Consider the following 13,052-nt stretch of genomic DNA (forward strand, 5'->3'; position numbering starts at 1 on the left):
AGCCGCCACCTTAAATCAAGTCAGCAAACATTTAACTCAGCACACCCAGGTCCAAGAGAACGTTCAATTCAACCTGGCACCGCACCCATCACAACAAGAAGGCCCCGCTTTAGCCCGATACTGCACGCACCACGACAAAAGCGCATTCACATAGGCCCAGCACTACGAAGCATCCCCTGCCCCAACATGCGACAAGCACAAACGACATTAGCACCCGAAGCAAACGGCCAAACTCAAACCACCTCAAGCCTTCAAATCAAACCAATTCCAAATATCAACCCAATCCCGGCAACCAAATCGCCGCCAACAAAGACTCAAGGGGAACATTACAGGAATAGACCAAGATCAAAACAAGATGCACTATCAAAACCAACACAGACAACCCGACTATCGGCAAAGCCCGAGTTCTTTGATAATTGAATAATGAACTTATTAAGCGCCCTGTGCACCGCTGCGAACATCGCAAAACCAACGCGGAAAGCGGGTTCTTGTCTTTAGATGCGGGAGACGCTCGAACGTTATCTTTTCAAAAAACAGCTCTCGCTCAAACGAGTGTCCCCGGCTCTATCTTGGGAGAAGGTTCCCAAAGCCTCGGATCATAAGCTTGCCGCATACCAATCGCGACAAGCTGTAGAATTCATATCAGTGTACAGAAAGCCAGTCTCTAGCCGCGCGTTGTGCCTCAGCAATCTCCATATTGGACATTTCCTGAGATACCTCACGACGATATCGTACTGCCTGCGTACTACCTCGCATCGCTGCAAGGTTAAACCACTTATGGGCTTCGATCAGATCGCAAGCGCCAGCTTTTCCAGATGCCGCATCCAGGCCACGCCGTAACAGAGACTCTACTTCGCATAGGTTTTGCTTCACATGCCGATGAATTGCGCCATCAAACTGCAACACAGTCATTAAATCTCTCTCCTGAACACAGTGAACTCGTGTGGATTTGCTCGTAATTTTTCATGAGATAAGAGGAAGCCGACGCCTCCCCGAAATCTAATTGACGTCGCGGACTATTAGATTTTGACACTCTAAAAAGGCGGTTAAAAACCATGATTGAAACGAAAAAAGCCGCTTTAAAGTCAAAAATTACGCAGTTCTGACACGCTGTAAACCAAGGGATATCGCACTGATTGAATTGATGGGTTGTGCGAATCGAAATCAATGAGAGCTTGTCCAGTCCTCTGATTGATTGCCTTGCACATTCCCAGCTTTACGATAAGGTAAAGCCATTATTAGCAAGCTTCAGTGTTTTGGGAGGAACCATGAAAGCACCCTTATTGAAATCATCCTTGGCAGCGATACTTTCAATTGGCTTGGCCACATCAGCCCTTGCTGCTGACGCAACCGGCACCTGGCTGAGGGCAAACGGAACCGCCAAGATTAAGATCTCCCAGTGCGGGGGGAATCTTTGCGGCAACATCGTTTGGTTAAAAAAACCACGTAAGGATACAGAGAACCCGGATCCCAAGCTCCGTGATCGCTCCTTAATTGGCTCAAGAACCATTCTTGGTATGAAGCCCAGCGGAAAAAACAGCTGGAAGGGCAAGGTTTACAATGCGGAAGATGGCAAAACATACTCCGGCAAAATGGAGCTGGTTTCCAGCGACAAATTGAAACTTGAGGGTTGCGTGCTGATCTTCTGTAAAGGCGACACCTGGACCCGTACAAAGTAAATTTACCTTAAGCCCAGAGGCAACAAGCCGAAACTGGCCTGTTATGATAGCTAATCACCTGCTCCTGAGATTGAGCAGGTGATCAAGCAAGCAGGTTGAAATGGTCCGTTCTGGTTTCATCTTTGGCTTTATTTTTCTCTCAACTTCATTGGCGACAGCAGCCAAAGGCTCTGACCTGCACGGTTTGTGGCGAACAACCAAGGGTGCAATTATCAGTATCTCACAATGTGGTTCGACCATGTGTGGGCAGCTTCAGTCCTTCAAACCACCCGACGGTAAACGTCAGCAAGATATTCTAGACCTTCGAAATCACGATACGACCAAACGGAAGCGCAAAGTCCTTGGATTAAAGGTGCTCTGGAATATAAAGGCAGCTGGAGAAAATAAATGGCACGCAGAAGGTTATGATCCTCGGCGTGGATACGAAATTGCTATCAATATTCACCTGTTGCCCAGTGGCCTTCTAAAAATGACAGGCTGCAAAAAGATCTTCCTGAGTTTTTGTGAAAATGTGATCTGGCAACGCCCTAAACTCAAATAATAAAATCAATCCTGCTGCTTGCCGCCCCTTGCGATGAAACATCTTAAAGAGCTGCCTATTAGGACAACCCCAACAAATTGAAACATATCTCGTTGCATTCTTTTCCGGATCATTTTCGGCTTTATGCTATGAGCAACAGCTCAGGCACTCTGGATACTCGCTTCGAAGGCTAAATTGAACTCGAAGACGCTCAGGAAGACGCACAACAATTATCGCAATTAGCTAAGGTTGGCGTGCTAAGGATGAGTCTTTGGTTTTATGATCAGCAACAAAAATCCCGACGACTTAATTCCGCCTCACAGGTTGGAACAGGTGTTCAAAATAGCTTTCCAACTTCTTTTGGAACAAGGTCGGCAAGCTGCAAACATCGACGCAGTTGCTGAGGCAGCACAGATTGCCCCTGACTTATTACGCCAAAGATTTGAGGGGGAACGAGATCTCATCGCCCCGGCTATGCGCTGGTACTTCATGCGATTTAGCCAGCAAGTTAGCTCAAGCTCCGCGATGTACGCTGATATTTATTCCTGCATGTACCTGATGCTGACTGATTTTGCAGAGCTATGCGAGGAACAGAACCGTACCGAAGGTAGCCTTTACTGGTCCACCATTGGCGAGATTGGGCGGCTTGATCCGGATCTGGGTCAAGAGTACCTCGCATTGCGTCTCCAATGGGCAGCTGAGATCCGGCGGCGCCTGGTAAAGTTTGAAAGCGATCTGCAAGCACCAGAGGACATAGACCATCTGGTGGATTATTTTATGATGGCTTTTGAAGGGATCATCCAGATGGTCAAGTTCGAAACTCCACTGGATCAAATTTTCCCCGCAATCGACATCATCATGGAAGCTCTTTCAACTCGTATGAAAAAGAGCCCTCTTGCCCGGGCTTAAGTAGTCCGGCAAGAGGGCTCTTATGTATCAAAGGATAATCAATTTTCCCAGGGTTCCAAGTTCTAAACTGCAGAAACCCGGAAAATAGACTTAGTTACCAGAGGCGATCGTACCTTTGCCTTGAAGGTGACCAATAAAGGTCTCTTTGATCTGTGGGGCATCCCACTCAAGAGATCCCGGAATTCCGCCAAGCACATCCCCGTTTTCATCGATAAAGAGCGTGTAAGGCATCGCCGCAACCTGAAATGCGGTTCCAACTGCTTGCATGTCAACGGCTTGATAGCTGGTAAAGCGCTCCAGTTCCAAACGATCTTGAAGGAAACTTTGGATGCGGCCATACGGAACATCTTCCAATGCTACAACAACAAATTGACCATCCAGACCTTGCGCCTTCAACTCATCTTCAAACCGTTCCATTGCTGGCAGTTCAACACGGCAGTTCGGGCACCATGTTGCCCAGAAGTGCAAAATAGCAGGTCCTTTGGTGAAAGCATCGCGCAGTGTTTTAGTACCTGCCTCGTCTTTCACTTCAAGACTATACTTAGGGTCTTCAAAAGAAGCGGCTGAGACAGGCGAGGCAAACGCCCAAACAGCCAGAATAAGAGAGGTCAGGAAGAATTTATGAGCCCGCATAGTTCCAAGGTCCATTCGCAAGTGATTTCAATTTATCATTCTGCGTGAGCCTAGGTTTGAGAGACCTCCGGTTCAAATCAACTTAAAGTGCCGGTGACGTGATGAATAAATGGCCTAAAAAGGGATCGAAGGCGGAAATCTCCTCTGCAGATACCCCTAAGGCATATACGTCGAACAGCTCTGGAAGAGACTGCTATGTCGTCAGGCTATGATCCACGTTGATTAAACAGCACTGATTGTGCCTGCTTGTCCTCTGCAATATTTGAGGGTTTAGCTTCTGTGTCACCCACATTTAACCCTCTGACAACTGCAGAGCGAGCCAACAAACGTTCGCGCCAAGCCTTTACATGCGGAAACTCTTCCAAATCCATTCCCTGCCGTTCCCAGCGATGAGACCAGCCGAATATTGCCATATCTGCGATCGTATATTCCCCGGCAGCAACATAAGCCCGATCAGCAAGCCGTTTATTAAGCACACCATACAGCCGATGTGTCTCGTTAAAATAACGGATCATGGCATACTCAATTTTTTCGGGTGCATAGACGCGGAAATGATGGTTCTGCCCAAGCATGGGGCCAAACCCGCCCATTTGCCACATCAACCATTCTTCCGTTTCAACACGAGCACGTTCTTCTGATGGATAAAACTGCTCAAACTTCCGCCCTAGATACTGCATGATAGCACCTGACTCAAAAATCGAAATCGGCTCACCACCCGGTCCTTCAGGATCAACAATCGCAGGCATACGATTGTTTGGTGCTATTTTGAGAAAGTCTGGCTCAAACTGCTCACCACGCCCAATGTTCACCAGTTTCAAGTCATAGGGAACACCAAGCTCTTCCAGCATGATAGAAATCTTCCAGCCATTCGGTGTTGGCCAATAATAAAGTTCAATGGGTTTGGTCTGCGATACGGCCATTTGATCACCTGTAAGAAAACACTTGAAATGGGCGGATAAAGGAAAGTTTCATCCCCCCGGTTCGCGGATGCAGATATTTCAAGAAGCTTGCGGCGAAAACATCCGGCTTTCATGCCAGTTAACGCTTAGAAAATAAGCTTGAAGCCTTCATGCGTCGGCACAAATCCGTTGCTGGTATAAAAGCGATGGGCGCCACTGCGTTCTTTGTTTGAGGTCAGCTGCACCATACAGCAGCCTTTATCACGTGCCAACTTGACCGCGTGGGCAAGCATCTCCTGCCCAATTCCCTGGCCACGCATGTCAGCACGAGTATGCATACTCTCAATTTGACCACGCGGTTTGCCGTTGAAGGCAAGGCCCTTCACGTAAGTCAGCTGAAAAGTTGCAACCGCCTCGCCCGTTTCTGTCTCACCCACATAAATATCGGTATTAGGGCATTGCTGGATCGCATGAAACGCTGGCTTATATGTGTCGGTCTCCCCGTTTTCCAGATGAACACGCTGGGAAGAAGCCCCTCCGTTCATCATCTGCACCACAGCCTCAATGTCTTCGTCTTTGGCAACACGTATCTTCAGCATCAAAACACCCAATATGAGTTAGCGGCAAATTTCAGAATCGCGATCAATCTTCGCAACGCCGAATGTTGTTTTACGGAAGTTATCCTTCTTCCACAAATGAGGCCAACTCACATCTATCTGATTTGAATGTAAAGTATCTTCGCGAACAGGTGCTTTGCCAGATCCAAAACCACCGCTGGTAAACGCTGCCTGCAGACCGCGTTGCGCACCGTTGTCTCCCATATCCCAGACAACAAAGCAGTTTTGCCGTTGTTGAGTGCTGGGTTGGAAGCTTTGGATGATGTGTCGGGCATCTGGCAGCGTAACCCGCAGGTTTCCGCCAGTGTATTCATCCAGCGAAACGATCGTCGCTTGTTCTGCCTCAGGGAACTGAGCCTTGAGCTGCTTACCCAGATCCTCATAGGGCTTCATATGCCGGCAATACCCACCGCACATCCTTTTGTCCGGGGCGAGAAAGCCGGAGATGCGGATGCCCAGCACCACAAGAACCAGCAGGGCCAGCACACTGCTGTAGATCTTCACCGATCTCGGTGAATAGCGCCGCTGGGAAATGAGAGTGAACATCACGATGGGCAGCAAGAGCAGCACCGGATGCATGTGCCGTTCCTTGATGTATTGCGCCCCGCTGGCCAACACGCCCACAAACGCCAGAGCCAGAGAAACAAATAATGCCCGTTGAAGCAGCCTGGCAACCTGCTGCACATCAGGATCGATCCCCCCTGCTTTTGCGCCGCGAAACAGCGCCGGGAAAAACAGCAGCAGCACCAGTGGTAAAAACGGGACGGAGAACCCGAGCACACTCACCAGCAGTCGCAGCTCACCTGACACAACGCGGGCAAAACCCGCCCCCTGCTCTCCCTCACGCATCACAGTCAACGCGGAACCGACAAGGGCTTGTTCGCCAGTCATGACCCAGTAAAAGTAGGGCGAGTACACCGCAGCCGCGATCACACCAGCAACGATCAACATCGGAAGCCGCACTTGCTTGCGCCAATGCCCATCACTGAGCGCTGCCAGAAAAACAGCAGCCGGCACCAGCACGTAAGAGTGCTTGGAAAGCATTCCAAACCCAACTGCGAGCCCCAAACACACAGCCGCAGTCACCGTCTTCTCCCTCAAAAGCCAGAGGAAGCAGTAAACCGTTGCCGCAGAAGCCGCCATCAGCACAGCAGTATGCGTCACCCCCTCATGCAGGTTGAAGCCAATCTGATAGAGCGCCACATAGGAAAACACGGCAAGCGCAGCCAGTTTTGCATTGGCAATCGCCTGCCAGGCAACTGCGTAAAGGAACAGCGCAAAACACAGCACCAGTGCGTACTTGAGAACCAGAAAGCTCCAGATCGTCGGCCCGAAGATCTTCTGAACCCCATAAAGCATCCACTCATAAAGCGGAGGCTGCCGCACCTGGTAACCAAGCTTCAGCTCTTGCACAAACACGTTCTCAAACATGTCATCCGTGCTGAGTGTGGGAGAGAAATAACCGCGCAAAACCAGATGCAGAAGCAAGTATCCTGCAATCAGAACAAAGACGCCTGCGGGACGCCACCAAAATCGGGTTGTAACTGTCTCTTCCGGCATCACTGCATCCCCATCAGAGGCTTGGACCGAAAGCTTAAGTCGGAGAGACACCAGCAGATATAAGAAGGGCCACATCCCAGCGGTTCAGCTGGTGGATGTGGCCCTCAAAGCACAAATTAGCCGTCTATACCCTGAGATCTGCGGAGTATTTTTCCACATGAGCGAGCAATTGCGCGGCTCCCTCCTGATCAGAGGAAAGCACAAAGCCCAAACGTTCAGCAGCCCGGCTGCCTACATTGTAAGAGCTTGCCCAGATGATGAACGGCGCGAGCAGCATCGGCAGAGCAACCGGCATCACCCAAAGCCAGAGTGAGGCTTCACCAATCCAGCTCAGCCCTATGGCCATCGCACCAATCACACTCACCCACCAGACAGATTTGAGGCAGTCCAGCAAAGGCAAGCGGCCCGCATCGCGGTGCGCATTGGTCCAGCCACTGTCCCGGCCCATCAGAACCTCAAAGACAGAGCGGCACTGAAACACCATCAAAACCGGCGCGAACACAGCAGAGCTGATCAGCTCTACAAAACCGCCCAGTATGCCTTTGCGGGAGGTGTTCTCTGCGCCCAGAAATACTTCTTTCAAAACAACGAGTGTTTTCGGCAGCACCAGCAAGGCAACCACGCCAAAGAGCAAAGCTGCCCCTTCATAAGCCGCACTCATCGGAATGTGGCCAAGAACCGGAAGGTGGTTCTGGAAGGTATAGGCCTGCAGTACAGGAAGATCCAAAGGCGCAAACAAACTTGCCAGAAGAAACGCAGCCCAGACCGGAGAACTCAGGTAAGACATAATGCCAAGTATCAGAGAGAACCGACCCCAGGGCTTCAGAGCACGAGCCCCAACCACACGGGAATGTTGCAAATTGCCCTGACACCAACGCCGGTCACGCGCGGCATAGCCCAGAATATTCTCAGGTGCAGCCTCATAAGAGCCAGTGATCCGTGGATCACACTCCACCTGCCAGCCTGCACGCGCCAACAGTACAGATTCAACACTGTCGTGGCTCAATATGTGCCCGCCAAATGCCGCAGTGTCATCCAACTCCGGCAAACCACAGCTGGAGGCAAATGCACGTGTGCGAATAATCGCGTTGTGCCCCCAAAATGGCCCGCATTCGCCCTGCATCGCTGCAAGGCCAAAAGCAAAGGACCGGCCAAACATGCCAGAAGCAAACATGATGCTGCGACCAAAATAGCTTTTCAGGCCAACAAGCATCGGCACGGTCTGCAACAGCCCAAGATTGGGCTCTGCTTCCATGCGTCCAACCATGTGCACCAACGTGTCGGCACGCATCAGGCTGTCAGCATCCAGCACCACCATGTAACGGTAGGCACCGCCACACCGCTGCACAAACTCAGCAACATTGCCCGCTTTGCGGCCATGGTTGTCAGCCCGGCGACGATAAAAGATCTTCTGTTCAGGATAGCGGGCAACCAGCTGACGCACCACTTGCTCTTCCACTGCCGCAATCTCTTCATCACGGCTGTCAGAAAGCACATGCCAGTGAAACAAGTGTGTTGCATTGTTAGCGCGCAGATCATCCATCATCGCGGCAAGACGAGCGGCAACTTCCGGTGCATCTTCATGGTAGATTGGCATGAGGATTGCGGTGCCAGCAGCAGGTAGAGATCGCGGATCAGTTTCAAGAGGTTGAACAGAGCGACCATAAAGCAAACCCAGCAGAACGGTTGCTCCGCCCCAGGAAAGCCAGAGGGTGCTGACAAACAGCAGCACAATCCGAACAACCTCATAGATATTAAGATAGTCAGCACTCAAGGCTGCATAAAACAGCCCTGTAAAGCTGAGGGACAACGCCAGGCAGAAGACGAAAGCCGCAGCCCGGCGGTGTCCTACCCCGTCGCGAAACGGCTTATCCATGGATTACCGCTCCGAAAAGGTAGAGATGGCTTTTTGCAAGCGCGTCCGTTTGGAAGGAAGCGCAGAGTAGCTGCGCCCAAACCGCATGCGACGCCAGATCAGAACAAGCCAGCTATCATCTGCAGAAAGATCCTGCACTGGCATGGCAAGCGGTGCAACTGGACCGCTGCTCAAGTCAACTTGTGTCGAAAATAGATTAGATGTCATAGGCCTCATGAGCTCCACCCCCACTGGTAAAGCCATTCTTCAGAAACTGCTTTTTCGCCATCAGTCAGCTGAAGACGCAACTCAACCGGGACTTCAAGATCATCGCGGGAAACATCCAGAAACACACGATAAACACCCAGTTCTTCAATGTAGCGAACGTCAGCAAAGTTTACTGTGCCGTTTAAAGCAGCGTTTTCAATAAATGGTTTTGCGCGTACAAGCTGCTCCCCATCCAATCCGCTCTCAGCAAACAACTCAGCATCAAAGTCCACCACAAACTTACGGGTCAGCGAGCTTTCTTCAGAAGCCGAATGTCCGGCTTTGCCAGAACGGGTCTGGACCACAGGCATCAGCATCTGCTCACTACGGCCAACCTCATCACCCCAATACATCTTGTAGTGGAATGAGAGTTCGTCACCCGCTTTCACCGCTTCATTCGGAGACCAGAAGGCAACAACATTGTCGTTGATTTCCTGATCTGTTGGAATTTCTGCCAGCATAACAGCACCAGAACCCCAATCACCAAGAGGCTCAATCCAAAGGCTTGGACGCTTGTCGTAGCGAGCTTCAAGGTCCTGATAATTCTCAAAATCTTTGTCACGCTGCATCAGGCCAAACCCAACTGGACTTCTGGCACCAATAAAGGAAAGCTGCAGATTATCCGGGTTGGAAAGAGGCCGCCACGCGGTCTTGCCATTGGCAAAGCGCAGCTTCAGCCCATCACTGTCATGCACTTCTGGTCTGAAATCATCAAACCCGACACGGTCATTCTCACCGTAAAGATACATGGAAGTCAGTGGTGCAATGCCAAGCCGCTCCACATCACTGCGGAAGAACAGATGTGCAGTCACATCCACTTCTGTTTGCTGGCCTGGTTTAAAGACAAACTGATAGGCTCCGGTCACACTTGGGCTATCAAGTTCAGCCCAAACCGTCACCTTATCAGAGCCATCTACTGGCTTGCCAAGATAAAACGCAGTGAAGTTCGGAAACTCCTCCGGCTTACCGCTGGCTGTATCAATGGCAAGCGCACGTGCGGACAGGCCATAAACATTGCCCGCGCCCAAAGCACGGAAATAGCTGGCGCCTAGAAACGCCACCAATTCATCCATCTGCCCTTCCACATTGAGTGGATTTAGCAAGCGGAATCCGGCAACACCGGGAAAAGAAACATCGCTCAGCGATGCGGTCAGCTCCGCATCCTGATAGTCAAAGTCAGCAGCTTCAAACACGAATGGTTGAGCAGCGCCCTCGCTTACCTCATGAATTTTAAGAGGGTTTTTAAACAACCAGCCTGGATGGAAGGCATGAACCCGAAAGTTCTCGGTGTCCTTCCACTTGCTACGGTCACGTTTATAGCCAATTTTCCGATAGCCATCGTACTTCAAGGCCGCCAGTGCTTCCGGCAGCTCGCTGGTTGGTTCAACATAGGCGTCTTGCGCCTGTGCCTTCATCTTTGCCACGAGTGCACCAAAGGTGAATGGCACCTGAGATTGAGAGCTTTCGCTTGCAGCAGCCACTGAAGAAGAAGCAAAAGCCCCAAGTCCAAAACTGGAGCAAATGACGCCTAATACAGCGATATTGGAAAGAAAACTACTTCGTTGATTAAGCAACGAGACGCCCCCAAGGTTTCAAATACAACAAAGTGCAGTGTTCGCATACACTGCGCAACTATAAGTTCTAGCAGAGCTTAGACCCCAGACCAGACAAGTCTCCATAACGCCCGATCACCTGAAGTTTATCGTAGCGTAATAAGGCGGAGATATGGTCGTGGCTAGGCAGAGCGATGATGATTCACAGCGAAAATTAACCCTGTGAAACATCTATAAGCCATTAGAATTACTGAGATATTAGGGGTCACTCATTCAAGAGACACGTTTTCACCACGCTCTAACCCCAAACCCACCAAAAGCAATCGCCTCTGTTCGTCAACTTCTTTACACGCACCTGCAGAACCAATCTGAACCCAGCTGGGGACGCGCACTCAAAATGAGATGATATCCAGTCAACTTTTCTTGGGGTCGATGCCTCTCCCTAGTCCCTTTGAAGGGATCAAGCAACCGAACATTTCCAATTCTTATCGGTTTCCCTGATTAGTTTTTAAGCCCCCCCGACATACCCTCCCTCATCTATAAAAGGACGCCCTATGGAAATTGGCATTGGCCTGATCGGTGCAGGGTATATGGGAAAACTGCACGCCGTCGCACTCAACGCAGCCCCCGCAGTGTTCAACACCAAACTCCGTGCCCGGCTTGAGATGATCTGCACCACCACAGAAAACGGCGCTTAGGAGAAGGCCGAACAATTCGGCTTTGCCAGATCCACCAGTGACTGGAGCACATTGGTCAACGATCCGCGGGTTGAAGCCATAGTCATTGCCAGCCCACAAGCCACTCATAGAGAAATCGCTCTGGAAGCTTTCAAACTGGGAAAGCCCGTGCTCTGCGAAAAACCGTTGGGCGCGAGCCTTGCAGACGCAACCGCAATGGCACAGGCGGCCCAAACCTCAGGCCAAGCCAATCTGGTGGGATTCAACTACATCCGCACACCCGCAACACAACTGGCCCATCAGCTCATCAAAGAAGGTGTAATCGGAGACATCACTTTCTTTCGCGGAGAACATACCGAGGATTTTTTCGCAAACCCCAATGCCCCTGCCACATGGCGCTCCAGCGGAGACTCCAACGGCACCATGGGAGACCTCGCCCCTCACATGATCAACTGCGCCCATGTTCTGGTTGGCCCAATCAGGAAAGTCAGTGCACAGATTGAGACCGTTTTCAAAACACGCCCGTCAGAATGCGCGCCAAACATCGTCGAGCAAGTCACCAATGATGATGTGGCTCAGTTTATGTGCACTTTTGAAAACGGAGCGACAGGTCACCTCCTCTTCAGCCGTGTCGCACTGGGCAAGAAGATGGGCATTATTTATGAGATCACCGGCACCAAAGGCGCCCTGCGGTTTGATCAGGAAGACCAGAACGCCCTCTGGCTTTACAAAATAGAGGATGAACCGGAGCAATCCGGCTTCAGAAAGATCCTCACCAATCCTCATCATCCGGATTATGCAGCCTTCTGCCTCGGTCCCGGTCACGGAACCGGTTATCAGGACCAGCTAATCATCGAGGCTCGTGATTTTCTGGAGGCCATTGCGACAGGAGCCACGGATTGGCCAGCCTTCAAAGACGGCCTCGAAGTTGCAAAAGTTGTCGATGCGGCCCGCCGCTCTCACAAATCAGGAGGATGGGTTGAGGTGACCTAGCCTCACCAAGAAAAAAGGCCCACCAAACTGGCGGGCCTTCGAATTCTATAAAGCTGCTGGAGCGTCTTATTCCAGACCGATCTTTGCTTTCAGCATGTCAGACACCGCCTGTGGGTTTGCTTTACCCTTAGATGCTTTCATCACCTGACCAACAAACCAGCCAAGCATGCCCGGCTTTTCTTTCGCCTGCTCTGCTTTGTCGGTGTTGTTTGCAAGGATCTCGTCCACGATGCCTTCAATCGCACCAAGGTCAGTCACCTGCTTCATGCCACGATCTTCTACGATCTGGGCTGGATCACCACCCTCAGTCCAGACGATCTCGAAGAGGTCTTTCGCGATCTTACCAGAAATGGTGCCTGCTTTGATCAGGTCAATGATCTTGCCCAGCTGCTCAGAAGAGATCGGGCTGGACGTCACATCCAGACCTTCTTTATTCAAGCGGCCAAAGGTGTCGTTGATCACCCAGTTCGCAGCCAGCTTCGCATCACGGCCCTTCGCAACTTCCTCAAAGAAGTCACAGGAGACACGCTCAGCGACAAGAATGTCAGCGTCATATGGGGTCAGACCGAAGTCTTTAATATAACGCGCCTTCTTCTCATCCGGCAGTTCCGGAAGATCCGCAGCCATCTCATCAACCAACTGCTGAGTAAACTCGAGCGGCAGCAGATCTGGATCCGGGAAGTAACGGTAATCATGCGCTTCTTCTTTAGAACGCATGGAACGGGTCTCACCCTTCACGCTGTCAAACAGGCGTGTTTCCTGATCGATCTCGCCGCCATCTTCCAAGATGCCGATCTGACGACGCGCTTCATATTCAATCGCCTGACCAACAAAACGGATCGAGTTCACGTTCTTGATCTCACAGCGCGTACCAAACTCACCACCGGGCT

Annotated in this window: 13 protein-coding genes and 2 pseudogenes; 6 read left to right on the forward strand and 9 right to left on the reverse strand. The window is 51.0% G+C overall.

The features are described 5' to 3' along the window. Positions 1-642: 642 nt before the first annotated feature. A complete protein-coding gene (locus tag PPL9_RS14320) occupies positions 643-912 on the reverse strand; it encodes a hypothetical protein (protein WP_057463333.1) in 270 nt (89 codons plus the stop codon). 356 nt (positions 913-1,268) lie between these two features. Here PPL9_RS14320 and PPL9_RS14325 point away from each other — a divergent pair, with 356 nt between their 5' ends. The 3 genes from PPL9_RS14325 (at position 1,269) to PPL9_RS14335 (ending at position 3,108) form a co-directional block, all read left to right on the forward strand. Next, positions 1,269-1,679 (forward strand): DUF2147 domain-containing protein, encoded by a 411-nt coding sequence (locus PPL9_RS14325; RefSeq protein WP_057463334.1) that lies wholly within the window; start codon positions 1,269-1,271, stop codon positions 1,677-1,679. A 100-nt stretch (positions 1,680-1,779) separates the two neighbouring features. Then, on the forward strand, positions 1,780-2,220 hold the full coding sequence (locus PPL9_RS14330; protein WP_057463335.1) for a DUF2147 domain-containing protein: 441 nt from the start codon (positions 1,780-1,782) through the stop codon (positions 2,218-2,220). Between the two features lie 258 nt (positions 2,221-2,478). Then, complete coding sequence (locus tag PPL9_RS14335) at positions 2,479-3,108, forward strand: TetR/AcrR family transcriptional regulator (protein WP_208989377.1); 630 nt, start codon at positions 2,479-2,481, stop codon at positions 3,106-3,108. Positions 3,109-3,198: 90 nt separating this feature from the next. On the opposite strand, the gene PPL9_RS14340 is transcribed toward PPL9_RS14335, so the two are convergent. The 7 genes from PPL9_RS14340 to PPL9_RS14370 form a co-directional block, all read right to left on the reverse strand. Then, positions 3,199-3,741, reverse strand: coding sequence for a TlpA disulfide reductase family protein (locus tag PPL9_RS14340; RefSeq protein WP_208980809.1), 543 nt, complete (start codon positions 3,739-3,741; stop codon positions 3,199-3,201). 206 nt (positions 3,742-3,947) lie between these two features. Next, the gene (locus PPL9_RS14345) at positions 3,948-4,661 is read right to left on the reverse strand and encodes a glutathione S-transferase N-terminal domain-containing protein (RefSeq protein WP_057463337.1); all 714 of its coding nucleotides are present in this window, start codon (positions 4,659-4,661) and stop codon (positions 3,948-3,950) included. Between the two features lie 125 nt (positions 4,662-4,786). Then, positions 4,787-5,239, reverse strand: coding sequence for a GNAT family N-acetyltransferase (locus tag PPL9_RS14350; RefSeq protein WP_057463338.1), 453 nt, complete (start codon positions 5,237-5,239; stop codon positions 4,787-4,789). An 18-nt stretch (positions 5,240-5,257) separates the two neighbouring features. Further along, the gene (locus PPL9_RS14355; protein WP_057463441.1) at positions 5,258-6,817 is read right to left on the reverse strand and encodes a glycosyltransferase family 39 protein; all 1,560 of its coding nucleotides are present in this window, start codon (positions 6,815-6,817) and stop codon (positions 5,258-5,260) included. A 124-nt stretch (positions 6,818-6,941) separates the two neighbouring features. Then, positions 6,942-8,693 carry a glucans biosynthesis glucosyltransferase MdoH gene (gene mdoH / locus PPL9_RS14360; RefSeq protein ID WP_057463339.1) on the reverse strand — a complete coding sequence of 584 codons (1,752 nt, stop codon included), beginning with the start codon at positions 8,691-8,693 and terminating at the stop codon, positions 6,942-6,944. Positions 8,694-8,696: 3 nt separating this feature from the next. After that, entirely contained in the window at positions 8,697-8,900 is a 204-nt protein-coding gene (locus tag PPL9_RS14365) for a hypothetical protein (protein ID WP_057463442.1), read from the reverse strand. Between the two features lie 5 nt (positions 8,901-8,905). Next, positions 8,906-10,513: a glucan biosynthesis protein gene (locus PPL9_RS14370; RefSeq protein WP_057463340.1), complete on the reverse strand. Its 1,608-nt coding sequence runs from the start codon at positions 10,511-10,513 to the stop codon at positions 8,906-8,908. A gap of 533 nt (positions 10,514-11,046) precedes the next feature. Here PPL9_RS14370 and PPL9_RS33335 point away from each other — a divergent pair. The 3 genes and pseudogenes from PPL9_RS33335 (at position 11,047) to PPL9_RS14375 (ending at position 12,162) form a co-directional block, all read left to right on the forward strand. Then, entirely contained in the window at positions 11,047-11,190 is a 144-nt protein-coding gene (locus tag PPL9_RS33335) for a hypothetical protein (protein ID WP_208989378.1), read from the forward strand. A gap of 18 nt (positions 11,191-11,208) precedes the next feature. Beyond that, positions 11,209-11,418, forward strand: a pseudogene (locus PPL9_RS34705) (Gfo/Idh/MocA family oxidoreductase); the annotation flags it as partial. A gap of 6 nt (positions 11,419-11,424) precedes the next feature. Beyond that, positions 11,425-12,162, forward strand: a complete 738-nt coding sequence (locus PPL9_RS14375; protein ID WP_280139058.1) for a Gfo/Idh/MocA family oxidoreductase — start codon at positions 11,425-11,427, stop codon at positions 12,160-12,162. Between the two features lie 66 nt (positions 12,163-12,228). On the opposite strand, the pseudogene gatB reads toward PPL9_RS14375, so the two are convergent. Continuing rightward, a pseudogene (gatB, locus tag PPL9_RS31355) lies at positions 12,229-13,052 on the reverse strand (Asp-tRNA(Asn)/Glu-tRNA(Gln) amidotransferase GatCAB subunit B); the annotation flags it as partial.

This window comes from Pseudovibrio sp. POLY-S9 (assembly GCF_001431305.1).
Classification (GTDB): domain Bacteria; phylum Pseudomonadota; class Alphaproteobacteria; order Rhizobiales; family Stappiaceae; genus Pseudovibrio.

Excerpts from the sequence above, each read along its gene's own strand:
- PPL9_RS14320 (WP_057463333.1), bottom strand. The coding sequence starts at position 912 with ATGACTGTGTTGCAGTTTGATGGCGCAATTCATCGGCATGTGAAGCAA.
- PPL9_RS14325 (WP_057463334.1), top strand. The coding sequence starts at position 1,269 with ATGAAAGCACCCTTATTGAAATCATCCTTGGCAGCGATACTTTCAATT.
- PPL9_RS14330 (WP_057463335.1), top strand. The coding sequence starts at position 1,780 with ATGGTCCGTTCTGGTTTCATCTTTGGCTTTATTTTTCTCTCAACTTCA.
- PPL9_RS14335 (WP_208989377.1), top strand. The coding sequence starts at position 2,479 with ATGATCAGCAACAAAAATCCCGACGACTTAATTCCGCCTCACAGGTTG.
- PPL9_RS14340 (WP_208980809.1), bottom strand. The coding sequence starts at position 3,741 with ATGCGGGCTCATAAATTCTTCCTGACCTCTCTTATTCTGGCTGTTTGG.
- PPL9_RS14345 (WP_057463337.1), bottom strand. The coding sequence starts at position 4,661 with ATGGCCGTATCGCAGACCAAACCCATTGAACTTTATTATTGGCCAACA.
- PPL9_RS14350 (WP_057463338.1), bottom strand. The coding sequence starts at position 5,239 with ATGCTGAAGATACGTGTTGCCAAAGACGAAGACATTGAGGCTGTGGTG.
- PPL9_RS14355 (WP_057463441.1), bottom strand. The coding sequence starts at position 6,817 with ATGCCGGAAGAGACAGTTACAACCCGATTTTGGTGGCGTCCCGCAGGC.
- mdoH (WP_057463339.1), bottom strand. The coding sequence starts at position 8,693 with ATGGATAAGCCGTTTCGCGACGGGGTAGGACACCGCCGGGCTGCGGCT.
- PPL9_RS14365 (WP_057463442.1), bottom strand. The coding sequence starts at position 8,900 with ATGACATCTAATCTATTTTCGACACAAGTTGACTTGAGCAGCGGTCCA.
- PPL9_RS33335 (WP_208989378.1), top strand. The coding sequence starts at position 11,047 with ATGGAAATTGGCATTGGCCTGATCGGTGCAGGGTATATGGGAAAACTG.